At 55.2% G+C, this 25210-nt stretch carries 24 protein-coding genes and 1 riboswitch; of the genes, 12 read left to right on the top strand and 12 right to left on the bottom strand.

Translation table 11 applies throughout. The features are described 5' to 3' along the window. Positions 1–387 precede the first annotated feature (387 nt). Positions 388–1158, top strand: a complete 771-nt coding sequence (locus HFD87_RS07445) for a transporter substrate-binding domain-containing protein (RefSeq protein WP_167423176.1) — start codon at positions 388–390, stop codon at positions 1156–1158. A 37-nt stretch (positions 1159–1195) separates the two neighbouring features. Beyond that, positions 1196–2269, top strand: a complete 1074-nt coding sequence (locus HFD87_RS07440) for a DUF2817 domain-containing protein (protein WP_167423261.1) — start codon at positions 1196–1198, stop codon at positions 2267–2269. A 2-nt stretch (positions 2270–2271) separates the two neighbouring features. On the opposite strand, the gene HFD87_RS07435 is transcribed toward HFD87_RS07440, so the two are convergent. Further along, on the bottom strand, positions 2272–3045 hold the full coding sequence (locus tag HFD87_RS07435; protein WP_033780229.1) for a 2OG-Fe(II) oxygenase family protein: 774 nt from the start codon (positions 3043–3045) through the stop codon (positions 2272–2274). Between the two features lie 99 nt (positions 3046–3144). On the opposite strand from HFD87_RS07435, the gene HFD87_RS07430 reads away from it, so the two are divergent. Continuing rightward, the gene (locus HFD87_RS07430; RefSeq protein WP_010670351.1) at positions 3145–4053 is read left to right on the top strand and encodes a LysR substrate-binding domain-containing protein; all 909 of its coding nucleotides are present in this window, start codon (positions 3145–3147) and stop codon (positions 4051–4053) included. A 98-nt stretch (positions 4054–4151) separates the two neighbouring features. Here HFD87_RS07430 and uca read toward each other — a convergent pair whose 3' ends face one another. From uca to HFD87_RS07400, 6 genes are all read right to left on the bottom strand, one after another. Then, on the bottom strand, positions 4152–7763 hold the full coding sequence (gene uca / locus HFD87_RS07425) for an urea carboxylase (protein ID WP_167423175.1): 3612 nt from the start codon (positions 7761–7763) through the stop codon (positions 4152–4154). A 164-nt stretch (positions 7764–7927) separates the two neighbouring features. After that, entirely contained in the window at positions 7928–8563 is a 636-nt protein-coding gene (locus HFD87_RS07420) for an urea amidolyase associated protein UAAP2 (RefSeq protein WP_010670353.1), read from the bottom strand. Positions 8564–8573: 10 nt separating this feature from the next. Next, a complete protein-coding gene (locus HFD87_RS07415) occupies positions 8574–9302 on the bottom strand; it encodes an urea amidolyase associated protein UAAP1 (RefSeq protein WP_111534139.1) in 729 nt (242 codons plus the stop codon). Further along, positions 9299–10084 carry an ABC transporter ATP-binding protein gene (locus HFD87_RS07410; protein WP_167423174.1) on the bottom strand — a complete coding sequence of 262 codons (786 nt, stop codon included), beginning with the start codon at positions 10082–10084 and terminating at the stop codon, positions 9299–9301. The genes HFD87_RS07415 and HFD87_RS07410 overlap by 4 nt, the downstream gene beginning before the upstream one ends. Beyond that, positions 10081–10896, bottom strand: a complete 816-nt coding sequence (locus HFD87_RS07405; RefSeq protein ID WP_010247123.1) for an ABC transporter permease — start codon at positions 10894–10896, stop codon at positions 10081–10083. Before HFD87_RS07405 ends, HFD87_RS07410 begins: the two co-directional genes overlap by 4 nt. Positions 10897–10920: 24 nt before the next feature. Then, a complete protein-coding gene (locus tag HFD87_RS07400; RefSeq protein WP_010670356.1) occupies positions 10921–11976 on the bottom strand; it encodes a putative urea ABC transporter substrate-binding protein in 1056 nt (351 codons plus the stop codon). A gap of 60 nt (positions 11977–12036) precedes the next feature. Continuing rightward, positions 12037–12135, bottom strand: a riboswitch (guanidine-I (ykkC/yxkD leader). Positions 12136–12422: 287 nt separating this feature from the next. On the opposite strand from HFD87_RS07400, the gene HFD87_RS07395 reads away from it, so the two are divergent. After that, the gene (locus tag HFD87_RS07395) at positions 12423–13472 is read left to right on the top strand and encodes an ABC transporter substrate-binding protein (protein WP_167423173.1); all 1050 of its coding nucleotides are present in this window, start codon (positions 12423–12425) and stop codon (positions 13470–13472) included. Then, positions 13472–14158 (top strand): molybdate ABC transporter substrate-binding protein, encoded by a 687-nt coding sequence (locus tag HFD87_RS07390; RefSeq protein ID WP_167423172.1) that lies wholly within the window; start codon positions 13472–13474, stop codon positions 14156–14158. The genes HFD87_RS07395 and HFD87_RS07390 overlap by 1 nt, the downstream gene beginning before the upstream one ends. 70 nt (positions 14159–14228) lie before the next feature. On the opposite strand, the gene HFD87_RS07385 is transcribed toward HFD87_RS07390, so the two are convergent. After that, positions 14229–14810, bottom strand: a complete 582-nt coding sequence (locus tag HFD87_RS07385; protein WP_045140103.1) for a DJ-1/PfpI family protein — start codon at positions 14808–14810, stop codon at positions 14229–14231. Positions 14811–14961: 151 nt separating this feature from the next. Next, positions 14962–15345 carry a cupin domain-containing protein gene (locus tag HFD87_RS07380; RefSeq protein WP_010670360.1) on the bottom strand — a complete coding sequence of 128 codons (384 nt, stop codon included), beginning with the start codon at positions 15343–15345 and terminating at the stop codon, positions 14962–14964. A gap of 284 nt (positions 15346–15629) precedes the next feature. Here HFD87_RS07380 and HFD87_RS07375 point away from each other — a divergent pair, with 284 nt between their 5' ends. Next, positions 15630–16427, top strand: coding sequence for a MetQ/NlpA family ABC transporter substrate-binding protein (locus tag HFD87_RS07375; RefSeq protein WP_010247110.1), 798 nt, complete (start codon positions 15630–15632; stop codon positions 16425–16427). Between the two features lie 133 nt (positions 16428–16560). Here HFD87_RS07375 and HFD87_RS07370 read toward each other — a convergent pair whose 3' ends face one another. Further along, on the bottom strand, positions 16561–17268 hold the full coding sequence (locus tag HFD87_RS07370; RefSeq protein WP_010247108.1) for a phage antirepressor KilAC domain-containing protein: 708 nt from the start codon (positions 17266–17268) through the stop codon (positions 16561–16563). Positions 17269–17658: 390 nt separating this feature from the next. On the opposite strand from HFD87_RS07370, the gene HFD87_RS07365 reads away from it, so the two are divergent. Continuing rightward, positions 17659–18093: a 6,7-dimethyl-8-ribityllumazine synthase gene (locus tag HFD87_RS07365; RefSeq protein ID WP_010247107.1), complete on the top strand. Its 435-nt coding sequence runs from the start codon at positions 17659–17661 to the stop codon at positions 18091–18093. A gap of 55 nt (positions 18094–18148) precedes the next feature. After that, complete coding sequence (locus HFD87_RS07360) at positions 18149–18622, top strand: nuclear transport factor 2 family protein (RefSeq protein ID WP_010247104.1); 474 nt, start codon at positions 18149–18151, stop codon at positions 18620–18622. 45 nt (positions 18623–18667) lie between these two features. Here the strand turns inward: HFD87_RS07360 and HFD87_RS07355 are convergent, their stop codons facing one another. After that, on the bottom strand, positions 18668–19063 hold the full coding sequence (locus HFD87_RS07355; protein WP_010247102.1) for a hypothetical protein: 396 nt from the start codon (positions 19061–19063) through the stop codon (positions 18668–18670). Positions 19064–19424: 361 nt separating this feature from the next. Here HFD87_RS07355 and HFD87_RS07350 point away from each other — a divergent pair, with 361 nt between their 5' ends. The 3 genes from HFD87_RS07350 to HFD87_RS07340 all read left to right on the top strand — a co-directional run bounded on the left by HFD87_RS07350 (position 19425) and on the right by HFD87_RS07340 (position 22447). Next, positions 19425–20195: a MerR family transcriptional regulator gene (locus HFD87_RS07350; RefSeq protein ID WP_064690786.1), complete on the top strand. Its 771-nt coding sequence runs from the start codon at positions 19425–19427 to the stop codon at positions 20193–20195. A gap of 122 nt (positions 20196–20317) precedes the next feature. After that, positions 20318–20707 carry a DUF1090 domain-containing protein gene (locus HFD87_RS07345; protein WP_167423171.1) on the top strand — a complete coding sequence of 130 codons (390 nt, stop codon included), beginning with the start codon at positions 20318–20320 and terminating at the stop codon, positions 20705–20707. A 465-nt stretch (positions 20708–21172) separates the two neighbouring features. Beyond that, positions 21173–22447 carry a Glu/Leu/Phe/Val dehydrogenase gene (locus HFD87_RS07340; RefSeq protein WP_010247095.1) on the top strand — a complete coding sequence of 425 codons (1275 nt, stop codon included), beginning with the start codon at positions 21173–21175 and terminating at the stop codon, positions 22445–22447. Positions 22448–22489: 42 nt separating this feature from the next. Here the strand turns inward: HFD87_RS07340 and HFD87_RS07335 are convergent, their stop codons facing one another. Beyond that, entirely contained in the window at positions 22490–23659 is a 1170-nt protein-coding gene (locus HFD87_RS07335) for an ROK family transcriptional regulator (RefSeq protein ID WP_167423170.1), read from the bottom strand. 297 nt (positions 23660–23956) lie between these two features. Between HFD87_RS07335 and HFD87_RS07330 the strand changes: the two genes are divergently transcribed. Then, the gene (locus tag HFD87_RS07330) at positions 23957–25204 is read left to right on the top strand and encodes an extracellular solute-binding protein (RefSeq protein ID WP_167423169.1); all 1248 of its coding nucleotides are present in this window, start codon (positions 23957–23959) and stop codon (positions 25202–25204) included. The last annotated feature ends 6 nt before the right edge of the window (positions 25205–25210 follow it).

The following is a 25210-nucleotide window of genomic DNA, read 5'->3' as shown; positions in this document are numbered from 1 at the left end:
AACTTTATTTTATGCAGGGCGGGAAGGTAAATATTTACTGTCTGGCTAATGACAATTCAGTTTAACGCAGGCGCATTACTTAATTCCCTGTCCTGATAAATCACTGCTGCGCGATAACCTGAAAACTGGCGCTGGGGCTTGTCTTGTTATCCCAACCCCAGCGCCTGCGGCTTCAGGCCCGGACCTGCGCCATACCCTGGTATGGCTCAGTCATTTGATGCACACTATTAAGTAAAAATTAACGCCGTATAAATAATTCGCACAGTCACTTAATAACATAAGATTTTAATCTGGATGATTGCGTTTTATTCGCTGGCAGGAAAACAGGTCGCATGTTATTAAATTTGAATGTCGCGCTTAAATTCATTTGCATCCGGGAATTAAAACATGAAAAAGAGCTTATCCCTCGCATTACTGTTTTCGCTCACAACAGTTAGTCACGCGGCACTGGCGCAGCAGACCCTGCGCTTTGGCGTTGACCCTACGTTCCCACCGTTTGAATTCAAGGCGGCTGATGGATCATTGCAGGGCTTTGATGTTGATCTGGGCAATGCCATCTGCGTTCAGGCAAAGGTGAAGTGCCAGTGGGTGCAAATGGGTTTTGATAGCAGCATCCCTGCCCTTCAGGCGAAGAAATTTGATGCCATCCTGTCAGCGATGTCGATGACCGATAAGCGTCGTCAGCAGGTGGCTTTCAGCAATATGTTGTACAACACGCCCAGTGCTTTACTGGCACCGGCTGCCAGCACGCTGACGACCGATGTTGCCTCATTGCGCGGTGAGACGATCGGTGTGGCACAGGGCACCATCCAGGAAACCTATGCCAAAACCAAATGGGAGCCGGAGGGCGTTAAAGTCATCTCCTATCCTAACCAGATGGAAGTTTATCCGGATCTGGTCGCCGGGCGTCTTGATGGCAGCCTGGCCAATGCGGTCTCTGCTGAACAGGGATTCCTGACCTCAGCCGAAGGCAAGCCGTACGCCATCAAAGGGACCCTGGTGGATAAAGTGATTTTTGGTGATGGCGTGGGTATCGCGCTACGCAAAGGAGATGAGGCAAACCTGAAGATGATTAATGCGGCACTGGCGGAGATTCATAAAAACGGGACTTATGACCAGCTCACCAAAAAATATTTTAAATTCAGTGTTTATCCCTGATCCGCACAACGTGAAGAATCGCAGGAGTATGAAGACTATGGCGTTGCCCGACTACCACGTTCAGCGCGCGCGGTTTATGGCAGCGGCGCAGAGCAAAGGTGCTGAAACGACCTCTTATCCGCATCCTCTGCCTGGTCCTCTGGGAGAAGCTCTGTATACAGACGTGGCACGGATAGGACCGGCCAGCGCATCACGTCTGATGCTGGTCGTTTCCGGCACTCACGGCGTTGAAGGCTATTATGGTTCCGATTGCCAGATAGCCTGGCTCGAGACGCTGGATGAAAAAGCGTTGCCCGCTGATACCGCGCTGTTGCTGATTCATCTGCTCAATCCATGGGGCGCGGCGCATTTACGGCGCGTGAACGAAGACAATATTGATCTGAACCGTAACTTTATCGATTTCAGTCAGCCACCTCCTGCTAACCCGGATTATGCACAGTGGCACGGTATTTATCATGGCGACCGTGCAAGCGCCGATCGGCAACTGGCCGACGCACTCGAGGGCGCAGGCTGGCAGGCGGTTAAACGTGTCACAGAAGCCGGACAGTATAGTTTTGCTGACGGCTTTTTTTTCGGCGGTGAGAAGCCCTGCTGGTCACACCTTACGATGGCGGCGATCGTTGACCAGCATCTCTCTGTAGCGAAAACCATCATCAGCTTTGACCTTCATACCGGGGCTGGCGCATGGGGGCATCCGATGCTGCTCTCTATTGCGGAGCAGCGTTATCCGGCGCATGACTGGGGCAAAGCCATTTACGGTGAGTGGCTGACCTTATTGTTTACTGGTGCCGGACGTGACAGTGTAACTGGAATTACAGCAACGGCAACAGGCTATCTGTCGCACTATCTGCTGACGTCACTGGCTGACACCCGGATTTTGCCTCTGGTGGTGGAATGCGGGACTTACGAGGGTCAGGATATGCATCAGCGGGTGCGTGAAGATCACTGGCTGCACCTCTATGGCGACCCTGCCAGTGCGGGCGGCCAGGTGATAAAGCAGCAACTGGTCGAGGGGTTCTGGCCAGAAGATGCGGACTGGCGTGCATTGGTGGCTTTCCGCACGCAGCAAATCTTTCTGCGCGGCTGGCGTGCCCTTGCAGACACGCCATGATGTCATAGTCTGCCGTAAAAGGTCATACGCGCGGTTTCTGACAACGCAATATCCGGCTGCGTATTGTAAGCCAGCACGGCCAGCATCCGGGTGACCTCGCCTTCAGTTGGGGTCACGCGGTGCAGGGAATTACGGCCACGAAACAGCACCAGATCCCCGGCATCTATCTCCAGCGCGTCAACAGTCTGGCGTTCTTCCAGCACTGCGTCGACACCGGCAAAGTTCATCTCACCGGCATCGGCATCCCGCAGATCTTTCACATACTGAAACACGCCGCCCGCCAGCGGTTTCTGTACCAGTAAGGTGATCGCAAATGAGGAGTTGTCGAAGTGCCAGCCCAGCTCCTGGCCGTGTGATGCATAGTGCAGATTGATCGAGGAAAGCGGGTCAGCATAGGGATAGAGTGCTTTTTCACCCAGTACATCGCACAGGAAATGTTTGAACAACTCATCATTATAAAGCTGACGCAGCGGCGAGTCAGCAGCGATAACATCATCAGTGATGCAGCCTTTGGTGCTGATCACATCCCTGTTACGCGGATGCTCAGCACTGAAAGCGTCATCAGGTTTCATCAGATAGACATTGTGCATGCTGCGGGTGTGATAAGCCTGGTGACGTTGTGCATTGCCCTCTTCGATGATCGCCTCTAAAGCGTGTGGTTTTAAAAACTGACGCAGTACCAGCGCGCCGGACTGGTTTAACTGCTCACGACAACGTTGACGCCAGCCATGATCGGCCAGTGGATGAAGATCGAGACGGACAAGGGAACCAGACATAGCAACAATTCTCATGATGAGCAGGTGTGATGTTACTCTACCGGTCGCCTGCAACGCTGCGTAACGATAAAAACTTAATGCCCTGATAAGGAAGTGTTAATGCCTGCCCAATTGCCAAGGTTGCCAAAGATCAGCGTCATACAGTCATTTAAAGTGGCTGCCGAACTGGGCAGCCTGGCAAAAGCGGCCGCTCAACTGGCCTTAACCCCGGCGGCAGTCAGTCAGCAGATTCGCCAGCTGGAGGAGCAACTCGGCAGTGCCCTGTTTTTACGTACGCAGAGCGGCGTGATGCTGACCGAAACCGGAAAAGAGTATCTGCGCTATGTCACCGAGGCGTTTGATATTCTGCATCTCGGTCAGCAAAACATCCGCCATGCGGCCAGCGCGCCAAAACTCACGGTTTACACATTGCCGGCGCTGGCGTCCAAATGGCTGTTGCCCCAGCTGGCGAGCTGGCGCGACCATTGCCCGAATATCGATCTCTCGTTACACGGTACGCATTCTCAGGTCGATTTCACCGCGATGCCCGCCGATTTTGTGATCTGCTTTGGTGAGGATCGTTACCCGCAGTCAGATAAGCTGAAGTTGTTTCATGATGACGTGCTGCCGGTGGCCAGTCCTGCTCTGTTACATCGCTTTACGCCGGAAACGATCTTAAGCCAGGCGCCGCTGATCCACCTCGACTGGGGTAATGAAGGCCGTTTTCTGCCGGACTGGCGAAGCTGGTTTCAGGCTAAAGGAATGGACGAACCTCTGCCGCAGCCCGCGTTCAGCTTTAATCTGACCTCGCTGGCGATTGATGCGGCTGTCGCGGGAGCTGGTGTGCTGCTGGGGCAGCGACGCCTTATCGCGGCGGAACTGGCACGTGGCGATCTGGTGGTAGTGGATGATCTTTGCCTGCCGCTGAGCAAACCCTATTACCTTGTCTGGCCGCAACGCACCCTGAGCCAGCCAGGCAGTGAGGCGATGATCAGCTGGTTAAGCCAACTGGGCGCGAGCTGCGAATAGCCCTTCGCCGTGATCGGACTCGCCTGCGCCCGCCAGTCTGGAACCATCAGCGGGCACAGGGTCAGATTATCACTGCGCCACCAGGCGATCAGGTGTCATCATCCCTCCGCATTATCCTCAACAATCACCGCCACGCGTTGCCCTGCACGTACAGCGCTGCCTGGCTGCACGCTGACCTGCTGAACAATGCCGTCGCACGGCGCCAGAAGCGGGATCTCCATCTTCATCGACTCCAGCACCACCAGTGTATCCCCTTCCTTCACCCGGCTGCCCGCCGTCGCCTGCACCTGCCATAAATTGCCGGAAACCGGGCTTTCAACCCCCTGCTCGCCTGGCTGCAGCGGCGCGTCGCCGCCTTCATCGGCCACACTTTCCTGACTGTCAAAATGGGCCTGTCCGCTGGCGATCCAGCGGTCACGTTCCGCATGGAACGCGGCTTGCTGGTGATGGCGAAACAGACCGATGCTCTGCGCTTCACGGGCGAGGAAATCCTGATATTCCGCCAGCCGCAGCGTGCTGTGCTCAATGCGCAGCGGATAGCGACCGAGGGGAAAATCGCGGCGAATCTGCAACAGCTCACTGGCTGAAACCGGATAAAAACGGATCTGATCGAAAAAGCGCAGCAGCCAGGGTTTACCGCCAAAATCGGCGACTTCATGATACCGGTTCCACATCTGCAGCGTGCGGCCGACAAACTGATAGCCGCCTGGCCCCTCCATGCCATACACACACAGATAGGCACCGCCGATGCCAACCGAGTTTTCCGCCGTCCAGGTGCGGGCCGGATTATATTTTGTCGTCACCAGCCGATGACGGGGATCCAGCGGCGTGGCGACCGGCGCGCCGAGGTAGACATCGCCCAGCCCCATCACCAGATAGCTGGCTTCAAAGACCGTGTTCCAGACAGCCTGCTCATCAGGCAGATCGTTTATCCGGCGGATAAATTCAAGATTACTCGGGCACCACGGCGCATCCTGCCGCACGGTGGTCATATATTTTTCGATGGCCTTCTGACAGGCCGGATCGTCCCAGGAGAGCGGCAGATGCACCACGCGTGTGGGAACCTGAAGGTCATCACTCGTGCAGACCCTCTCCCACTCACCGCGCACCCACATCAGCAGCACGTCGGGCGTCAGCGTCTCCGGCTGAAAGTGGATTTGCAGCGAGCGGATCCCCGGCGTGATATCAATAATGCCGTTGCGGGATTGCGCTTCCAGCGCCTGCATCAACGCATGAATGCGAAAACGTAACACCAGATCCAGTTCCGGCTCGCCAGCCTCCAGCAGCAGATGCGTATCACCAGAGAGGCGCGCCACCAGGCGTTTATCCGCTGCGCCGCAGGTCATCACGATGGGCGAAATCAGCGGCGCAGGCTGCCAGTCTGTTTCCTGTGGCTGGAGCGTGGTCAGCTCGGTGCGTCGGCCCTCTGCCAGTCGGCGGGCGGTAGGAATATCCACCGCGACAAACTGCACTTTGTCACCGGCTTTGAGCTGTCCCAGTTGCCAGAGGTCCGCCTCGATTACCGTCACCGGGCAGACGAACCCGCCAAGGCTCGGGCCATCCGGCCCCAGGATCACCGGCATATCACCGGTAAAATCGACCGCGCCGATCGCGTACGGGTTGTCATGGATGTTTGAGGGGTGCAGCCCTGCTTCACCGCCGCTGTCGCGGGTCCAGATTGGCTTTGGCCCGATCAGTCGAACGCCGGTGCGGCTGGAGTTAAAATGCACTTCCCATTCTGTGGCAAAAAACGTCTCCATATACTCCGGCGCAAAAAACTCAGGCGCACCGTGCGGACCATAAATGACGCGCAGCGTGCGCACCGTGGCAAGCTCTGTGTGTAGTCCGACGGGCAGTTCCGTTCCGGTTGCGCTTGCAGAACGCGGAGCGAGATGCAGCACGTCACCACTTCGCAGTGCCCGTCCGGCATGTCCGCCAAACTGACCAAGGGTAAAGGTGCTTTTGCTGCCTAAATAGTCCGGCACCTGAATGCCGCCGCTCAGACAGAGATAACTTCTGACGCCCGCGCCACTTATCGCGCCCAGCTTCAGCGTTGCCCCGGCCGGAATGGTAAAAACAGAATTCATTGACTGTCCGACGCCATCCAGTGTGACAGTGAGCGGCGCGCCAGAGATCACCGCCTGAATCTCAGTGTTAAATTTCAGGGTGGGTCCATTCAGGGTGATTTCCAGCGCGGCGTCACCCTCCTCATTGCCCAGCAGACGGTTGCCCAGACGCAGTGCGCGATCATCCATCGGCCCCGACGGCGGCACGCCCACCGCCCAGTATCCCAGACGTCCAGGATAGTCCTGAACGCTGGTCTGGGTTCCGGCACTCACCACTTCAACCGTTGCCGCCTGATAGGCGAGCTGCTCCAGGCCGCGGGTCCAGGGTTCGCCAGCCGTGAAGGGCGAGAAGGCCAGAATCTGCAACAGATAGAGACGATTGGTTTCTACGCCATAGAAACGGGTCTCAGCCAGCGCCTGTGCCAGTGTGGCGATGGCTTCCTCGCGGGTGGGGCGCCAGGTGATAACTTTTGCCAGCATCGGGTCGAAGAATGGCGGGACTTCGCACCCCGCTTCCACCCAGCGGTCAATACGCAGGGTTTTACCGTCGGCTGCCGGAAAGAGGACCTGGGTTAACAGCCCTGGCGAAGGCTGGAACTGCCGCCCCGGATCTTCCGCGTAAATTCGCGCCTGTACGGCATGGCCCTGAGGATTCAGCGCGGCGGCTAACGCGTGAAGCGGAGGAAGATCGCCTGCTGCCAGCTCAATCATCCACTGCACCAGGTCAACGCCCCACACCTGCTCCGTGACGCCATGTTCAACCTGCAGACGGGTATTCACTTCAAGAAAATAGAACTGCTGCGCCACGCTGTCATAGACAAACTCAACCGTTCCGGCGCTGCGATAGTTCACCGCTTTTCCCAGCGCGATAGCCGCCGCGCATAAAGCCCCCGCCATACCTGCGGGCAGATTCGGCGCTGGCGTCTCTTCGATCACTTTCTGGTTACGCCGCTGTACCGAGCAGTCGCGTACGCCCAGCGCTATTACCTCGCCCTTTCCGTCACCGAAAATCTGCACTTCAAGATGACGGGCGCGTTCGATATATTTTTCGAGAAATACCCCGGCATCGCTGAAGTTGTTCTGGCCGAGGCGCTGGACCGTTTCAAACGCCTCTGACAGCGCATTCGCATCACGACAGACACGCATACCGATGCCACCTCCGCCCGCGGTGCTTTTGAGCATTACCGGATAGCCGACCCTCTCTGCGGCGCGGCGGGCTTCACTGATATCTGCCAGCAGTTCACTGCCTTCCAGCAACGGCACCCCTTCGGCTTCCGCCAGCGCGCGGGCCGTGTGTTTCAGGCCAAAAGTCCGCAACTGCTGCGGTGTGGGGCCGACAAAAATCAGACCGGCAGCCTCGCACGCCTCAGCAAAGGCGGCGTTTTCCGAAAGGAAACCGTAGCCAGGATGAATCGCTTTCGCCCCGCTCTGCTGCGCGGCGGCGATGATCTTTTCCGTCACCAGATAGGTTTGTGCAGCCGGGCCTTCGCCAAGGCTTAGCGCCACATCCGCCTCGCGGATATGTAAACTGCTCAGATCGGCTTCGGAGTAAACGGCGACCCCTTTCACCTGCATGGCACGCAGCGTGCGCAGGATGCGACAGGCGATAGCACCGCGATTAGCAATCAGTAAGGTATCAAACATAAGCGAACTCTCAGGGATGCGGGTCGTCCCGCAAAATTCGATATTCCCTGGGGCCGTCCCCGGGGCTGACCGGCACGTAACAGGCGTGCGCCGGTGGTGTTTTGAGAGGTCTGACGCAAAAGACTGAGAAACTCAGTCCCGCTTGTCGCCATGGCAACGCTGACTCAGTTCCACACCAGCACTTCAGCGGGCGTCGGGTTCCAGCCGTTACAGGGGTTATTCAGCTGCGGGCAGTTGGAGATCAGCACCATCACATTGCATTCGGCTACCAGCTCAACGTATTTGCCGGGCGCCGATAGCCCATCCTCAAAGGTCAGACCGCCTTCCGGCGTGACCGGAACGTTCATGAAAAAGTTGATGTTGGCACCGATATCACGTTTGTGAAGGCGGCCATCGTGCAGGCAGGCGCAGAGAAAGTTATCCCGACAGCTGTGCATGTAGCGCTTATCCTGGGCATAGCGCACGGTGTTGCTCTCCTGCGAGCAGGCTCCGCCCAGGGTATCGTGACGGCCGCAGGTGTCGGCAACGATAGTCAGCAGCGGATTGCCGAGATTCGAATAGAGCACGCTGCCGGTGGTCAGATAGACGTTTCCCTGACGACGCAGCGTGCGCTGAGGATCGTAGCGTTCCCGCGGGTTATCGCTGTTATAGAACAGGGTATCAATTGCCTGATTCCCTTCGAGGTCGAGGAGGCGCAGCGTCTGCCCTTTTTTCACTTCGAACAGCCACGGCTCGCCTGCCGGTATCACGTGGCGATAGACGGCATCTTCAGGACGACGATCAGAGTTAATAAGGGTCATCGCAGCCTCCTTACAGGGCAAAAAGTTGGGTGTTATGAAGCGCGCGCTGGTTTTCACCACGCGTGACCATCGCTTCGCTGACGGCCTGCATATCGTCGGCCTGATACCAGCTCAGCTGAACCGGTCGCGGGAGATAGTCAGCGGCGGGATCCTGCGGATGTGGCAGCGCGGTCAGCACCATCAGCACGTCCATGGGTGCGTACAGTTCAGTGAAATCGCCGGCGCGGCTGTTGCCCGCGCTAAACCGGAAGCGGCCCTTCTCATCAACCGTGACCTTGCTGAAAAAATTGACGACCATCAGCAGATCTTCCAGGCCCAGATCCCATTTGCCCATCTCAACCAGCAGATTATCTGTGCCGTTGCGGTAGAAGCCGTTGCGCAGCTCCTGATAGCGTCCGGCTCCATACTTATCGTGCGCTTCCGCCGCGTTGAGAACGCCGCCAAACGGGTCGTGCCAGCCGCAGCTATCCGCCACGATCGCGGCCAGTACGCGTCCCATGTCGGAGTAGAAACAGTGCCCGGTGGTCAGGCGAGCCGTATGCTGGCCTTTCAGGGTATCCGGCAGATTCAGGCGTTCACTTTTCTCGTGGGGATTGAGCATCATCATGCTGACGTTCGCGCCGCCCTCGATGTCGGTCAGGCGCAGGATTTGCCCTTTGCGCAAAATCAGCGAGGTGTGCCCTCCGCCAGGCAGCTGCTCTTCGCGCAGGCTCGGAGCTGAATGAAAAAGTGCGGTCATTGAGCGGTCTCCTTGAGGGAATAAATGTTGTTTTTGTTGCGGGTTGCCAGCTGCGACAACCGCGTTTCATTAAGCGGGATGTCGTAAGTGATACGCGCGCCCCAGGCATTGGGGGCCTGAGGATCGATGCGCACTTTGTCGAAAACCAGCAGCCGGGTGCCAAGATTGAATCCTTCGGCAAGGTCGTGAGTGACCATAAACACCGTCATGCGGGTTTCGCTCCAGAGCTGGAGCAGCAGCGCATGCATATCTTTGCGGATGCCGGGGTCCAGCGCGCCGAAGGGCTCATCCAGCAGCAGTACGCGCGGCTGCATGACAAAAGCCTGCGCAATCGCCAGCCGCTGCTGCATCCCGCCCGAAAGCTGCGCCGGATATTTATCGAGAGAATGGCCCAGCCCGACTTTCTCCAGCATCTGTTTTGCCTGCTCACGGGCATGGCGTTTTCGGGTGCCAAACAGTCGGCCAGTAAACGGTGAAGCCGGAAGTTCGAGGCCAATGGCGACGTTATCCAGCACGTTGAGATGAGGGAAAACGGAGTAACGCTGAAACACCACGCCACGGCTGCGATCGGGTTCCGCGCGCAGCTGTTCGCCATCCAGCGTGATCGATCCCCGTGTCGGCTTTTCCTGACCCAGCAGCAGGCGTAAAAACGTCGACTTACCACAGCCGGATGCCCCCACCAGCGAGCAGAATTCACCTTCTTTGACCTGCAGATTGATGCGTTCCAGCACCACGTGGTCGCCATACTCCTGCCAGATATTTTTGATATCGATAAAACTCATTCCCGGCCTCCTTCCGCCCAGGGGAAACAGGCTTTGTGCAATTGACGCAGCGCGAGATCCATCAGCCACGCCAGCAGCGTGATCCAGATGACATAGGGAATGATCACATCCATCGCCATATAGCGACGAACCAGGAAAATGCGATAGCCCAGTCCGGCGGTTGCGGAAATCGCCTCGGCGGAGATCAGAAAGAGCCATGCGGATCCCAGCAACAGCCGCAGCGAGGTGATCAGCCGCGATAAGAGCTGCGGCAGCACAACCCGCAGCACCACCGTCCAGCTGTTCGCCCCCAGAGTTTGTGCTTTGATAAACAGCTCTGCGGGGATTTCCCGCGCCCGATGTTCCAGGTCGCGCGCCAGCATCGGCGTAATCCCGATAACAATCAGCATCACTTTTGACAGCTCATCCAGCCCGAAGACGATAAACAGCATCGGCAGGAGCGCCAGCGGTGGGATCATCGACACCACGGTCATAAAGGGTGACAGCGCCGCGCGACTCATCGGGAAGACACCCGCAGCAACACCGATGCAGAGACCAATCAGTGAAGAGATCGCCAGGCCGGTCAGCAGACGGCTTAAGCTAATCCACGTATCCGCCCACAGCAGATATTCACCGCTGCGCTTATCGGGCGTGAAGGCCATCCGATCAATGGCGGCGATCATCTGTGACAGTCCGGGCAGCAGCTTGTCGTGTGGGTTGGCTTCAAGACGCACCGCCGAACTGATAAACCAGACGGCGATCAGCAATACAAAAGGTAATAGCATCAGCGTCAGGCGCATTCCCTGCCGGGGATAGCGGTTGATGTGGCGCATGGCAAATACTCCTGAGATCGGTGATTACAGCTTGCCCGCAGCGGCCATCTTCAGATAGCTGTCGTCAAAGCGCAGTTTGATGTTCGCTGTATCACCGACGGTGATGTTGCCAGGGAAGCTCATACCGATGAAGTCAGCGCTTTGTGCACCCTCGCCCAGTAATCCCTTATCAAAGGAGAACGCGGCGACGCGCTGCATGGTTTTCGCCAGATCAGGGGAAGAAACAAATGTCTGGGTTTCGGCTGGAGTCCAGAACAGGTGGGTGGTTTTCAGCTGCGCCTTGTATCCGGCGAGGTCAGTACCGGAATCGGCAGCCATCGCGCTCAGCGCCTGCGCATCTCCGGCCTGCATTTTCGCCATCATCTCAAACCAGGCTCCGGTCAGTGCCTTACCCAGCGCGGGGTTATCTTTCAGGGTCTCTGTATTCACCACCATCATGTCAATCAGTTCGCCCGGTACGGCCGAAGAGCTGAACACCTCTGTGGTTTGCGGGGTTTTCTTGATCACTGAAAGCTGTGGATTCCAGGCAACCGCCGCCTGCACGCCGCTGGTACCAAAGGCGGAGACGATATCGGCATCGGAGGTGTTCACGACCTTAACGTCTTTTTCATGTAAACCGGCCTTCTCCAGACCGCGAACCAGCAGGTAGTGCGAAACCGACAGCGCAGGAAGATAGACAGACATCCCTTTCAGGTCGCTGAGTTTTTTATTTGCGCCTTTCAGCACCACACCGTCATTGCCATCGGAGAAGCTGCCGGTGATCAGCGCTGTGGAATCAATGCCGCCCGCCGCAGGAATAGTCAGCGCATCCATGTTGGTCATGGTGCAGCCGTCGAACTGACCCGCGGTGTACTGGTTGATCGACTCGATATAGTCATTGAGCTGGGTGATATGAATTTTGATGCCGTATTTGCTGGCCCATTTATCGATGATTTTCTCGTTGCTGATGGTGCCCCATGGCATCCAGCCAGCATAGATGGTCCAGCAGATATTGAACTCTTTTTTGACCGCGGCGAAAGATGGCGCGCTGACCAGCAGCGTCAGCGACAGAATAAGCGTCAGGAGGGGTGATTTTTTCATGGTTGACCTCTGGTTGGCACAAAAAAACGGGAGCAGCGCAAGACACCATTTGGTGCCGCTGTCTCCCGGGCTTTTGTCCCGCCGTGTAACCTCGCAGAGGTCGCCAGCTCTCGGACCAGACATTCACCTGCGTGAACCGGAACCCTAGCCAGCTATTTGCTATCAATTGTGTCGAACGCTGCTTACTGTTCAGACTTCAGCAAATGGCGTGCCAGAAATTAACTTACGTAAAATCAGAGAAATAGAGAGAGCATAATCCAGAAGGCACCGGGATGGTGAGTCAGTAACGGGCGTTGCACATTATCAGTGCCGGGCAGGCAAGAGTTGTCAGAACCCGCGCTCAGTCTCTTTTCTTACTCACATCTATGCCGGAATGCAGACCCGGACCGTGACGCCCATCACTTATCGCTATATAATCCAATGCATAACGTATTTGAGGATAGTTAATGAAGCGCTTCTGGCAGGCATGCACACTCGGTTTACTGATACTCCTTCCGCTCTCTTCCCAGGCATCGCGCCAGATAACCGATCAGACAGGCCGCCAGGTCACGATTCCTGATCGTGTTGATCGTATTGTGGTGCTTCAGCATCAGACGCTGAACCTGCTGGTGCAGATGAACGCGACCGATAAAATCGTCGGTGTGATGGCGAACTGGAAGCAGCAACTTGGCGACAGCTATGCCCGCCTGGCTCCTGAGCTGAACCAGAAAGCGACACTGGGGGATCTGACGCATGTTGATCCCGAAAAACTGGTGGCGCTGCATCCGCAGGTGGTGTTTGTGACCAACTATGCGCCGCATGAGATGATCGACAGCATTACCGCGCTGGGCATTCCGGTGGTGGCTATCTCACTGCGTCATGACGAGCCGGGTGAAAAGGCAAAAATGAACCCCTCTATCCGCGACGAGGAAATGGCCTATGACAAAGGACTGCGTGAAGGGATTACGCTTATCGGCGAGATCATCAATAAACCGGCAGAAGCAAAAGCGCTGATTACGGCCACCGATGAGGGCCGCAAAATCGTCAGCGACCGCCTGAAGGATGTTCCGGCGGAAAAACGCATTCGCGCCTATATAGCGAACCCGGAACTGACCACCTACGGCTCAGGAAAATATACCGGCCTGATGATGCTGCATGCGGGCGCGGTCAATGTCGCCGCAGCGACCGTAAAGGGATTTAAAACCGTGTCGATGGAGCAGGTCATCGCCTGGGATCCACAGGTGATTTTTGTGCAGGACCGTTATCCCTCCGTCGTGAATGAAATCAACAGTTCACCACAGTGGCAGGCTATCGACGCGGTAAAAAATCATCGCGTCTGGCTGATGCCGGACTACGCCAAAGCATGGGGTTATCCAATGCCGGAAGCGATGGGGATTGGCGAATTGTGGATGGCGAAAAAACTCTATCCGCAGAAATTTCAGGATGTGGACATGAATAAGCTGGCCAATAAGTGGTATCAGCGCTTCTATCGCACCGCTTATCAGGGAACAGAGTGATGCGCGTACTGGCGGCGGGCAGCCTGAAAGCGGTCTGGCCCGCGCTAATGGCGTACTTTCCTGAGCCAGTTGAAACCCGGTTTGGCCCCGCCGGTTTGCTTCGCGAACGGATTGAAGCCGGTGAGCCCTGCGATCTCTTTGCTTCAGCCAGTGAGGAGCATCCGCAAAAATTGCTGAACGCTGGGCGAGCGCTGGCAGTCATACCGTTCACGACTAATAAACTCTGCATCACGGTTCGCAGCGATCGGCTACAGGCGGGAGACGACTGGTATCAGTTACTCACCCGCGACACACTGCGAATCGCAACCTCCACGCCCACCGCCGATCCCTCTGGCGACTACGCGCAGGCCCTTTTCACCCGGATGGGCAAAGCCGGTGAAGCGGTGCGCCAGCGCGCAAAGGCACTGGTGGGTGGGCGCGACTCTGCACCCATTCCCGCAGGCAGGCTGGCGGCAGAATGGATTATCCTGGAGGATCAGGCGGATCTGTTTATCGGTTATGCCAGCCATCGGGCTGCCCTGAGCCAGATTGCCGGGCTGAAAGTTGTTGATATCCCTGCGGCTTTCAATTCTGTTGCGCGCTACGCCTGTGCAGTCATTACGCCAGAGGCGCGTCGGCTGGCGGATTTTTTAGAATCGGAGCAGGCAAAAAAGGTACTGCGGGAAGCGGGATTTGGCGGGAAGTAAATGCCTTTTCTGTCGCGGATGACTTTGCGCCCTGCCAGCATCTCGCTTTAAGGGCGCGAAACACAGCTCATTAAAGCTTAGCGAAATCCACCTTAAGCTTGTGACTGATATGTTCAGCCTGCTCGGTGGCACTATCAGCGTCGCCAGTCAGGATAAAAGCGATCGCGAAGGCGAAATCAAACGCCGCGCCCAGATCCTGTCCACTCAGCAGATTGCCATCTTTCACTACCGAGGCATTAACGTAAACGCCATCGGTGACACCTTCTGATGACGTCCCAGAACTGACATAGCGACGCCCCCTTAAAAGACCCTGTGGCGCCAGCACTCTGGCCGCTGCGGAGCAAATTGGGCAGACCAGGCGGCCCGCCTCATCATGGCGGCGAATAAAATCTATCACTGCCGCATTTGCCGCCAGATTTTTGCTGCCGTCAGGACCACCCGGCACAATCACCGCATCAAACAGCCTGTCCCGATTCGCCTCCAGCAGCTCATCGGCGACAACCTTCACATGATGATAACTGTTCACTTCGCGATAGGGCTGACAGGCCAGGGTTGTAACCTGAACGCCCAGGCGTGAGAGGATGTCGAGAGTGATAATAGCCTCAGCTTCTTCAAAGCCTGGGGCAAGCAGCAGAGCAACATTCTTATCCATGAAAATTCCTTTTTAATTGGTGTGGATGAAGCAGAGAGCGTTTAATCCTGGTCTGTGCAGGCGCACCCTTTACTGATCCGAATCAAGTCTGAGCAGGGTTTTTAAACGGCAGCGGGCGACACTACCGTGGTGCGTCATGAAGTAAGTGCGTTTAAAACTCTTCCGGCTCGCCCGGCAGTGGCTCGGTCAGTTCCTGCCCTTTAACACCGGCATAGGTAATCACCAGTTCGGCTGGCTCATCCAGGGTGTAACCGCGATGCGCACTGTTGACCGTCTCATTGAGGGCTTCACCCGCATGGAAGGTGCGCTGTTCGCCGCTCTCTTTATCCTCAACAATCAGGGTGCCGGAAAGAATAAACGCCGCATTCGGCATTGGATGGGTGTGCCAGGGTAATGACGTATGGGCAGGCAGTGACAGCCGCATAACAGTCAGCTCAGGTTCGCCGGTGGGATAGGCCTCAAGAACGTCACCGTTCCAGGCCTGGCTGCTGCGCATCACTTCAACCGCGTTAATTTCGTTATCTTGCTTCGACATGGTTAATCCCTGTTAATAATCAATAGAATGCCAGTAGTGACCGATAAGTAAGCTTAGAAGAAAACTGTGTTGATGCCCGCCTGCGTTTTAATAAGCCTGTTAACAGGAATTTTCCGCCAGCGAACAGAGGGATGAAAACCGGCCATTAGCGGACTGGCTGAATTACTGATTAATTAATGTTCAATATTTGCGTTGTGGTTATAAGATATATTCCTCAGTCAGTACGCAACCTGTGAGTTCTGTATTATCTTTGAAGCCATCAACCACCTGAGGGATTTCTGATAATGAAAGGTCTGTTTACGGCATTACTCGCCAGTTCTGTTCTACTATTATCCGCCTGCTCAAAAGATGACGATAACAAAGTTAAAGTTGCGATTAATACCGGGCCTGATGAAGCAATCTGGCAGGTGGTAAAGCAGGTGGCGAAGGATAAATACAAGCTGGATGTCGAAGTGCTTAACTTCAATGACTATGTGCTGCCAAATGAAGCGCTGAATAATAAAGAAGTTGATGCTAACGCCTTCCAGAGCCTGCCTTATCTGGAATCACAGTCTAAAGAGCGCGGCTATAAGTTTGCGGTAGTGGGTAAAACGTTCGTCTTCCCGATTGCTGCCTATTCGCACAAAATCAAGAACATCAGTGAGCTGCAGAATGGTGCCACTATCACCATCTCTAACGAAGCCACCACGCTGGGACGCAGCCTGCTGCTGCTGCAGGCGCAGGGTCTGATTAAACTTAAACCGGATGTGGGGTATTTACCGACCTCACTGGATATCATCGAAAATCCAAAAAATCTGAAGCTGGTTGAAGTGGACACCCCACAGCTGACCCGCACCTTAGACGATCCCAACGTGACCCTGTCGATCATTAATACTAATTTCTCGGCTCAGGCTGGATTATCAGCGCACCGCGATGGCTTATTTATGGAAAGTGCCTCATCGCCTTACGTCAATGCGCTGGTATCACGTGAAGATAATAAAGACAGCGATAAAATTCAGAAGCTGAAGTCAGCGCTGCAGTCACCGGAGGTGGCGGCCAAAGCCGAAGAAGTTTACAAGGGTGATGCGATTAAAGGCTGGTGAGTTGCCCGATAATCGATCATTAACGATCCAAAAAGGCCGCACTCTGTTGCGGCCTTTTTTTATATCTGCACTTTTACAGGCACATCTGCCAGCACTTATACATCCGCGCCAGCCCGCAAGATCACAGGAACGGTTACGCAGCTGCGCCTTTTGGCTGAGCAGAGAGATGCCCTGCCCACAGACTGGCGACCCATTTCACCCCTTTAGACGTAAAACGTGCCTGAGAGAAAGCGTGCTGATTTTCACCCGTGCCGGTGTGCAGCGTAAAGTAGCCGGCCTGCATATGGTAGTGCTGCGGCGTCAGGGTGCCTTTTGCGCGATACATGATGTTGCGCTCCAGCAGAAACTGGCGAAACTCCGGTTCTTTCACTTTCAGCATTTTGCAGAGCTGCCGAAAGCCCAGCGAGTCATCAACCTCAACGAAGTTATCAAAGAACGCCGCCTTGGGTGCCGAGAGAGCCAGTTGCTGCTCCGCCGCCTGACGCTGTTCAAACTGCTCAGCCCAGGCGCGAGCGGCTTCAGCCGGATTGGTAAAGTCAGGCAGATGGGTCGTCTTCTCGCGGTCCTGCCAGCGATCCAGCACTTCTGCCGTGAAGCCTGGCGACAGGCGTGCCACGGCCAGCAGCGAGTCACGCTTGCACAGACGGTACTCCTGACGCACTTCCCCTTCCCGCTCATACTCATTCACGCTGAGCGGCTGGGAGAGACGCTGAGCCGTCTCCAGACTTTTGATTAACCGCTTCACTTCTCCGTGTGTAATACCGGTCATCTGAGCCAGTTCACGACTGCTCATTGTGACCGATTGTTCCAGAGATTTGAGGCTTTCAGTTGAAATCATCATGGGTTCACCCCTCGCTAACGCTACCAATACCCGGCGGGCAGTCGATTAATTATACAAACAACTGTTCAAATATCCAGTATTTTATTTAAGCAATAACGTAACTGGAAGCTGTTACGCAAACAACAGGGTGTGAGGCGGTTTGGCGGGCTGAAGCGTGTGTGTTGAGTGCCTTGCAGGAGACGTTGCAGGCTTTTGCTGCAGCATAAGCGGGTAATCCATCGCTCAGTTATTTACATATAATCACAATGATGGACACAGACTCTTTACATTACAGTATAGTGAAGGCTGTCAGCAGGTTACTGGCCTGCCGGGCGCACTATTTTTGATTCGGGGTGCAGGGGCGCAATCTGGCCCGTTACCACTGGATGTCACCTTTTACTGGAGTAAGTCATGCAGCCGTTGAAAGTCGCCTTTATTAAAGCTAACTGGCACAGCGAAATCGTTTCTCAGGTTCTGACAGGATTCGAACAGGAACTGGAAAGCCGCGGTACATCATACGAGATTAAAACATGGGATGTTCCGGGCGCTTTTGAAATGCCGCTGCTGGCGCAACGCCTGGCGCAGACCGGCAACTACGATGCGATTGTCTGTGCAGCACTGGTGGTGGATGGCGGCATCTATCGCCATGATTTCGTCGCACAGGCTGTAGTAAGTGGTCTGATGCAGGCGCAGCTGGCAACCAATGTGCCGGTCTTCTCGGTGTCACTCACGCCGCATAATTTCCAGCCATCGGCCGAGTTTATCGACTTCTATACTCAGCATTTCGTGAAAAAAGGTCAGGAAGCGGCGCGAGCCGTCTGCCAGATTCACGCCCTGGAACTCTGATACGACTGTAACGAATGCTGACAATGCGTTTGCCTGCGCTGTTAAGGAGAGAAAGTTGGAAAATACACGTCCGCCTCTACCGCCATTTACCCTGGCTGCACAGGCGATTGAAAAAGTCCGGCTGGCTGAGGATGGCTGGAACAGCCGGGATGCGGAGCGAGTCGCTCTGGCCTATTCAGCGGACAGTAAATGGCGCAATCGCGATACCTTTCTGACCGGGCGGGCAGAAATCATCGCCTTCCTGCAGCAAAAATGGCAGCGGGAGCAGCAGTATCGGCTGATTAAAGAGTTGTGGAGTTTTGACCAGAACCGGATTGCGGTGCGGTTCGCCTATGAATGGCATGACGAGCAACGGCAGTGGTATCGCTCATATGGCAACGAGAACTGGGCCTTTGATGAGCAGGGTTTAATGCAGCAGCGTTATGCCAGCATCAACGATCTGAAAATCAGTGAAGAACAGCGGCTGTTTCACTGGCCGCAGGGCCGACGCCCTGACGACCATCCTTCACTGAGCGAACTGGGATTATAGTGCCAGCCCTTCCAGCGGAGAGCGCAGCTCTCCGCCGTCATCCACTCAGCCCTGCTCGTCCTTGTTCTCAACAAAGGTCGCTTTGTTGCGTGTGACCGTATAAGCCACTTTTTTTACATCTTCCGGTGACGTGGTCACTTCTACCGGTGCAATGGTCACCCGACCCATGCCAAACAGAGTGGGTACATAGCCACCGACCTGGTGTTTTCCGGCCGGAACATGCAGCAGCATGCTTTCGCCGTTAGGCAATCTGCCGGCGTCTTTACCATCTACAGTCAGGAATACACTGGAGCCATCATCTGCGCGGGTCTTGATGTGTGAGACATCAATCTGCGTCGGGCCAGCAGCAAATTCATCTGGCGCATCGCTGGCGGCATGTTTTGCACAGCCAGTCAGTACAGCAGCAACCGTTACAACGGCGAGACTAAAACGATAACGCATTGGGCACTCTTTCTCCTGATCATCAGAACCCGCTATTTTAGCGATTTAGCGGGAGGATGTAAGGGGGATAAGAGTCGGCATGCTCTTAAAAGAGGCTTAAAAGTACCGATTTCCCGGTATATTTGCGTAAAGAATATTTACTGAATAAATACACAGTATTTTTATTGCCTGATCGCAGCGCTTTTAACCTGCTGATCAGCATAAATTTAATCGGAGAATAACAACGAATAAGCGTAGCGTCACAGGCACATAGCGCCGATTTGCCTTAACTCTGCCTCTGTTAATTGGCTGTTATAAGGTTCATAGTGGTGGTTCATCCCCGGTTAATCCCGGCGGCCTTCCCCTCTACAGAGGGCACGATATGCATTCTTATACCACCGATACTGTTTGCGCCATAACCGGCACCCATCCTGCTAACCTGAAGAGCTGGATGAAGCAGGGATTACTGACGCCGCAGCAGTATCAGGAACGCTGGAGTGATCATCACCTCAGTGAAATCCAGACCCTGGTTGGCTTAACAGCCACTGGCGCGACGCTCGACGAAATCTGGCAAGGTCAGCAGGCTGCTTCGACGGTCACCACCTATGGCTGGGCGGCGCGCAAAGGCGACCTGCTCTGGCAACTGGAATTTGGCACACCGCTGTCGCTTTCACGCCAGATGCACACGATGTCCAGCCACTATAGCGGTGATGATTTCGTCATTAATCTGCTGCGGCCGCTGAGCGCCTGGCTTTACGCCGATCTCCGCCGGGGAGCGTCACGTCGCCTCAACCGTTTTGAGCAAACCGTGCAGCAGCAGGCGGATAAAGTCATGCGCGCCTCATCGCGCAATGAATCTTCTATTCCTCTGTTTCTGGAAGCGGTGAGCGTACTTGATAAAACCGAAATCTGGCTTGAAGCCATTCGTCTTACTGCGATGGGCTTTAATGTCGAGGTTGACTCGCGTGCAACCGGGTTGCCAGCCGTTAAAACCGACCTTCATCAGCATCATGTGATGTGGTGTGGTGCCGGTATCAGCCAGCAGATGCAGGACTATTTTGAACAGCAGAGTCTGGATGGCCATCCGGTAATGCTCAGTGGACCTGATTGTAACCTGCAATTTGCCCAATCCAACGCCTCCAGCGCTGCCTGACAGCAGGCAGCGCCTTCTTTACCCCTGTTTTTCCGCGCCAGTAAATAATTTTTTTCGTTAAGAATCTCTTAAGGTGGTTCCGTATACTGGTGCCACAACCCTGACTCATTGACGAGACTAAGATGAAAAAGACCTTACTGACCTTCAGCCTTCTCCTGTTACCACTCACTTTTACTGCTGCTCACGCGGCCTCTGGCCTGACCGGTTGTGCAGCCAAAAAGCAGGAGCTTGAGACCCAGCTCTCTTTTGCCCGCCAGCACAATAATACCCATCAGGTTGCCGGCCTTGAAAAAGCGCTGAGCGAAGTAAATCAGAACTGTACCGAAAGCAGTCTGCTAAAGCAGCGTCAGGAAAAAGTGGCAGAGAAAAAGTTGAAGGTACAGGAACGCGAACAGGAACTGGCTAAAGCGAAAGCTGAAGGCCGCAGCGCCAGCAAGATCCAGAAGCGCGAAGATAAACTGGCTGACGCTCGCCAGGAACTGAGAGAAGCCGAGCAGGCTCTGCATCAGTAAAACTCATTCTGGCCAGCCACTGCGCTGGCCCGTTATTCTCCCTTCCCCAGCCCTGACCCTCTCTCCTTTCTAAATACCTGATTAGCCTGCGCTATTAACGTCCAATCCATTACTTTATGTAATCCTTTGATTACTTATTCTCATGCACTTAATTGGTGCAGCAAAGTCAACATGGTTACGATCAATTATTTAACTTTTTGAACGCCCTCAAAGATTTGAAAGATAGCGATATTTCTTGTCCTATGCAGAAAATACGCACTCCACGCGCATCTTTATTCGTCTGTAAGGGGCCAGCAATACTAATCTATTCACTTACCCTGCCCCAAAACAGGGCATTACTGCGTTGTGTCATGGCTGATGCCACATCTTATTTGTTTCAGTAGTGTTAGATTATGTCGGCGCAATGCAATGCGCTCTCCATCCACGGCTCCACACAATAAATAACTTCATTAAGAAAGGTTTTTTATGGATAAGTTATCTTATGCGTCTGAAAGCAGCACATCTGCCTGGTCCACCTATTTACAGCAAATCGACCGGGTTGCGCCTTATCTGGGCGATCTTTCACGTTGGATAGATACTTTGCGTCATCCAAAACGTGCGTTGATTGTTGATATTCCTCTCCAGATGGATGATGGCTCAATTCGCCATTTCGAAGGCTATCGCGTTCAGCACAACCTTTCGCGCGGCCCAGGAAAAGGCGGTATTCGCTACCATCCGGATGTCGACCTTAATGAAGTGATGGCGCTCTCCGCATGGATGACCATCAAATGTGCGGCGGTTAACCTGCCTTATGGCGGCGCTAAGGGCGGCATCCGCGTTGATCCGTTCAAACTGTCCGACGGTGAACTTGAGCGACTGACCCGCCGTTACACCAGCGAGATCGGCATCATCATCGGGCCGCAAAAAGATATTCCTGCGCCAGATGTCGGGACCAACAGCAAAGTGATGGCGTGGATGATGGATACCTACTCCATGAACCACGGCACAACGATTACCGGCGTTGTCACGGGCAAACCGATTCATCTGGGCGGTTCACTGGGGCGTGAAAAAGCCACCGGTCGCGGCGTGTTTATTACCGGACGCGAAGTGGCACGCCGTGCAGGTATTGAAATTGAAGGCGCACGCGTTGCGGTCCAGGGTTTCGGTAACGTCGGCAGCGAAGCGGCACGCCTGTTTGATGAGGCGGGTGCTCGTGTGGTAGTGATTCAGGATCACACCGCGACGCTGTTTAATGCCGATGGCATCAACATGGCTGCCCTGACCGAATGGCAGATCGCCAATAAGCAGATTGCCGGTTTCCCTGGTGCGCAGAGCATTGATAAAGAGGCGTTCTGGACCACAGGGATGGATATTCTGATCCCGGCGGCACTGGAAGGTCAGATTACCCGTGAGCGTGCTGAAGTCCTGAGTTGCAAAATCGTGCTGGAAGGCGCAAACGGCCCGACCTATCCGGATGCCGATGACATGCTGGCCACCCGCGGCATTATCGTGGTGCCGGACGTGGTCTGTAATGCCGGTGGCGTGACCGTCAGCTACTTCGAGTGGGTTCAGGACATGGCCAGCTTCTTCTGGAGCGAAGATGAGATCAATCGTCGCTCAGACAAGATCATGACGGAAGCGATGGTACACGTCTGGGAAAAGTCGAAGGAGAAAGATTGCTCGCTGCGCACCGCGGCCTATATCGTGGCCTGTGAGCGTATTCTGATGGCGCGTAAAGATCGCGGTATCTACCCGGGTTAATGCCTGTGGCGCTGTTGCCTGCAGCAGCGCCCTTTTCCCTGACTACTTCATCAGCACCTGAAACTTCGGATTAAATTCATCGAAAATCGGTAAAGCGGCGGCGCCGAGAGCGGCTGTATCGCTGCCGGTCATGCCAATTTTTAGTCGCATATCGTTAAGATAGCGTCCGCGCACCGACTGATAAAGCGGCGGCAATCGCTGCACCATCTGCTCCAGCAACGGCGCAGGCATCATCCCGCCAATAATTACCGCCTCAGCATCAAACACCGACTCCAGAATATTGATCGCCTGACGTAACGGCGTCGTCACATTCTCAATCCATGCGGTAAAACGCGCGGGTTCAATCTGTAACAGATCTTCGGGCAGCGCCCGCATTGGATCGAGACCGCAGAATTCATAAGCGGCCTGCACCGAGACGTAACGCTCGAGGCAGCCCTGATTTCCGCAGTAGCAGTCGCGACCGCCCGGCTCGACCACAATGTGTCCGATTTCGCCCGCATTATGGGCGTGGCCGGTATAGATATGACCATCGGTGAAGATCCCCGCGCCCAGGCCGGTGCCGATATAGAGATAGATAAAGGAGTTCAGGTGGCGCGCTGTGCCGTGAAAGCGTTCGCCGATGGCGGCGACCGTAGCATCATTTTCCAGCGTCACCGGCAGACCACTGATGGTGGCGAGTTCAGCCTCAATATCGACCTGCTCCCAGCCGTTCAGCGTGGTCGGCCCCACTGATGAAATGCCCTCCACACCAAAAGGCCCTGGCATCACCACGCCAATCCCCAGCACTTTTTGCCACTGAGTACCCAGGAAGGCGCGCATCTCCTCCAGCACGCTGGCAATGCACGCCAGGGTGGCAGCAGGCTGGGGCTTTTGCACCAGAACGAGGCGGCGGAAACGCACTTCGCCGCTGAGATCGACCAGAACCAGCAGCAGCGTCTGGTGATCAAGATGGATGCCGATCGACCAGGCACTGGTGGGATTGAGCGTAACCGGAATTGAGGGCTGACCACGCCCGCTGCGGCGCGGCTGGCGGCTGGTCAGCAGTTCGGCCTGCTCCAGTTCCGCCACGATATTCGAGACGGTCTGCGGCGTCAGTGCCGTCATGCGGGCCAGTTCGGCACGGGTCAGCTCACCGTGCAGGCGAATGGCTTCAATCACCACACGTCGGTTATGCGCCCGCGCATGTTCAAGGTTGGTACCCGAGGTTTTCATGTTGTTTTCCATTTCAGCGGGACCCGACAGTATTGGTCTCCGAATGCATTCGGGCAAACAATATCTTTGATGCTGCACGCAATTCTCGCGCATCAGGATAGGCAATTTTGCCATAAAAGCGCAGTCTGAGTTTTAGCGTTGTTACGGCTTTGTTGCAATGCCCTCCGGCACTGTGGCACGCCGTTTGCTTAGATTCAGACAGGTCAGTTCACCCACTGACCAAAATTATGCCCCCGATTAAATCAATCAAATTGATTTAATTAACCGACAGCCTGTTGCTGCACAGTGGAGAAGACCATGTCACAGCGTTACACACCCCAACTAAAAGCCGGTTTTGCCGCCTTACTGATGTTAAGCGCAGGCAGCGCGGCGGCGGCCAGCCAGATCAATGCCCTGTTTATGACCCAGGCGGCTTACAGCGAAAATGATATCCGCGCGATGACGCAAAATTTTCAGAAGCAGCACCCGGATGTCAGCGTCAATCTGGAGTTTGTTCCTTATGAGGCGCTGCACGACAAGATTGTGGCGGCGCGTGGCGCGGGCGGCAATGGCTATGATGTGGTGCTGTTCGATGCCATCTGGCCAGCGGAATTCGCCCGTTTCGATTTGCTGCAGGATGTCAGCGCACGCATTACGCCAGAGGATAAAGAGAAGGTCTTCCCGGGCGCGATGAACACCGTGGTTTACAAAGGTAAAACGCTGGGTATGCCGTGGATCCTCGACACCAAATACCTTTACTACAACAAAGCGATGCTGGCTAAAGCGGGCATCACCACGCCGCCACAGACCTGGCAGCAGGTGCTGGATGACGCGAAGATCATCAAGGATAAAAAGATTGTCACCTGGCCGCTGGTCTGGAGCTGGTCCCAGTCTGAGGCACTGGTGTGTGACTACACCACACTTGTTTCAGGCTTTGGTGGTCAGTTCTATCAGAACGGCAAACTTAACTTCTCCAGCCCGGCTTCACTCAAGGCGCTTAACCTGATGAAAAGCTCGCTCGATGAGGGCCTGAGTAACCCGGCGTCGCGTGAATATCTGGAAGAGGATGTGCGTAAATCGTTTTCTAATGGCGATGCGGCTTTCGCGCTGAACTGGACCTACATGTACAACATGGCCAACGATCCGAAGCAGAGCAAAGTGGCGGGCGACGTTGGGATCATGCCTGCGCCCGGCGATGCGCCAGGAAAAGTGGGGGCGGTAAACGGCTCAATGGGGCTGGGGATCACCAAAGGCAGCACCCATGCCAACGAGGCCTGGCAGTACATTCAGTACATGACCTCACAGCCGGTACAAAACCAGTATGCGAAGCTCAGCCTGCCGATCTGGAAATCCTCTTATCAGGATGAGGCGGTGAAAAAGGATCAGGAGAGCCTGATCGCCGCGGCGGACAAATCACTAAACGTGATGCTGTCACGTCCGGAGACCGCTGACTATTCCCGTCTGTCGAACCAGCTGCAACAGCAGTTACAGCAGGTGTTGCTGGGTAAAGCCCCGGCGCAGGACGCGATGGCGACGGTTGATAAAAGCGCCGCCCGGCTGCGTTAAGGAGTC

The sequence above is a fragment of the Pantoea sp. EKM21T genome (genome assembly GCF_011800405.1).
Classification (GTDB): Bacteria; Pseudomonadota; Gammaproteobacteria; order Enterobacterales; family Enterobacteriaceae; genus Pantoea; species Pantoea agglomerans.
Note: the sequence above shows the minus strand (reverse complement) of the source record. Positions and strands in the feature narration are given on the sequence as shown.

Excerpts from the sequence above, each read along its gene's own strand:
- uca (WP_167423175.1), bottom strand. The coding sequence starts at position 7,763 with ATGTTTGATACCTTACTGATTGCTAATCGCGGTGCTATCGCCTGTCGC.
- HFD87_RS07355 (WP_010247102.1), bottom strand. The coding sequence starts at position 19,063 with ATGCGTTATCGTTTTAGTCTCGCCGTTGTAACGGTTGCTGCTGTACTG.
- HFD87_RS07370 (WP_010247108.1), bottom strand. The coding sequence starts at position 17,268 with ATGATGATTTCAACTGAAAGCCTCAAATCTCTGGAACAATCGGTCACA.
- HFD87_RS07345 (WP_167423171.1), top strand. The coding sequence starts at position 20,318 with ATGAAAAAGACCTTACTGACCTTCAGCCTTCTCCTGTTACCACTCACT.
- HFD87_RS07440 (WP_167423261.1), top strand. The coding sequence starts at position 1,196 with ATGGCGTTGCCCGACTACCACGTTCAGCGCGCGCGGTTTATGGCAGCG.
- HFD87_RS07385 (WP_045140103.1), bottom strand. The coding sequence starts at position 14,810 with ATGGATAAGAATGTTGCTCTGCTGCTTGCCCCAGGCTTTGAAGAAGCT.
- HFD87_RS07330 (WP_167423169.1), top strand. The coding sequence starts at position 23,957 with ATGTCACAGCGTTACACACCCCAACTAAAAGCCGGTTTTGCCGCCTTA.
- HFD87_RS07365 (WP_010247107.1), top strand. The coding sequence starts at position 17,659 with ATGCAGCCGTTGAAAGTCGCCTTTATTAAAGCTAACTGGCACAGCGAA.
- HFD87_RS07375 (WP_010247110.1), top strand. The coding sequence starts at position 15,630 with ATGAAAGGTCTGTTTACGGCATTACTCGCCAGTTCTGTTCTACTATTA.
- HFD87_RS07435 (WP_033780229.1), bottom strand. The coding sequence starts at position 3,045 with ATGTCTGGTTCCCTTGTCCGTCTCGATCTTCATCCACTGGCCGATCAT.
- HFD87_RS07335 (WP_167423170.1), bottom strand. The coding sequence starts at position 23,659 with ATGAAAACCTCGGGTACCAACCTTGAACATGCGCGGGCGCATAACCGA.
- HFD87_RS07420 (WP_010670353.1), bottom strand. The coding sequence starts at position 8,563 with ATGACCCTTATTAACTCTGATCGTCGTCCTGAAGATGCCGTCTATCGC.
- HFD87_RS07395 (WP_167423173.1), top strand. The coding sequence starts at position 12,423 with ATGAAGCGCTTCTGGCAGGCATGCACACTCGGTTTACTGATACTCCTT.
- HFD87_RS07410 (WP_167423174.1), bottom strand. The coding sequence starts at position 10,084 with ATGAGTTTTATCGATATCAAAAATATCTGGCAGGAGTATGGCGACCAC.
- HFD87_RS07430 (WP_010670351.1), top strand. The coding sequence starts at position 3,145 with ATGCCTGCCCAATTGCCAAGGTTGCCAAAGATCAGCGTCATACAGTCA.
- HFD87_RS07340 (WP_010247095.1), top strand. The coding sequence starts at position 21,173 with ATGGATAAGTTATCTTATGCGTCTGAAAGCAGCACATCTGCCTGGTCC.
- HFD87_RS07350 (WP_064690786.1), top strand. The coding sequence starts at position 19,425 with ATGCATTCTTATACCACCGATACTGTTTGCGCCATAACCGGCACCCAT.
- HFD87_RS07390 (WP_167423172.1), top strand. The coding sequence starts at position 13,472 with ATGCGCGTACTGGCGGCGGGCAGCCTGAAAGCGGTCTGGCCCGCGCTA.
- HFD87_RS07415 (WP_111534139.1), bottom strand. The coding sequence starts at position 9,302 with ATGACCGCACTTTTTCATTCAGCTCCGAGCCTGCGCGAAGAGCAGCTG.
- HFD87_RS07400 (WP_010670356.1), bottom strand. The coding sequence starts at position 11,976 with ATGAAAAAATCACCCCTCCTGACGCTTATTCTGTCGCTGACGCTGCTG.
- HFD87_RS07405 (WP_010247123.1), bottom strand. The coding sequence starts at position 10,896 with ATGCGCCACATCAACCGCTATCCCCGGCAGGGAATGCGCCTGACGCTG.
- HFD87_RS07445 (WP_167423176.1), top strand. The coding sequence starts at position 388 with ATGAAAAAGAGCTTATCCCTCGCATTACTGTTTTCGCTCACAACAGTT.
- HFD87_RS07380 (WP_010670360.1), bottom strand. The coding sequence starts at position 15,345 with ATGTCGAAGCAAGATAACGAAATTAACGCGGTTGAAGTGATGCGCAGC.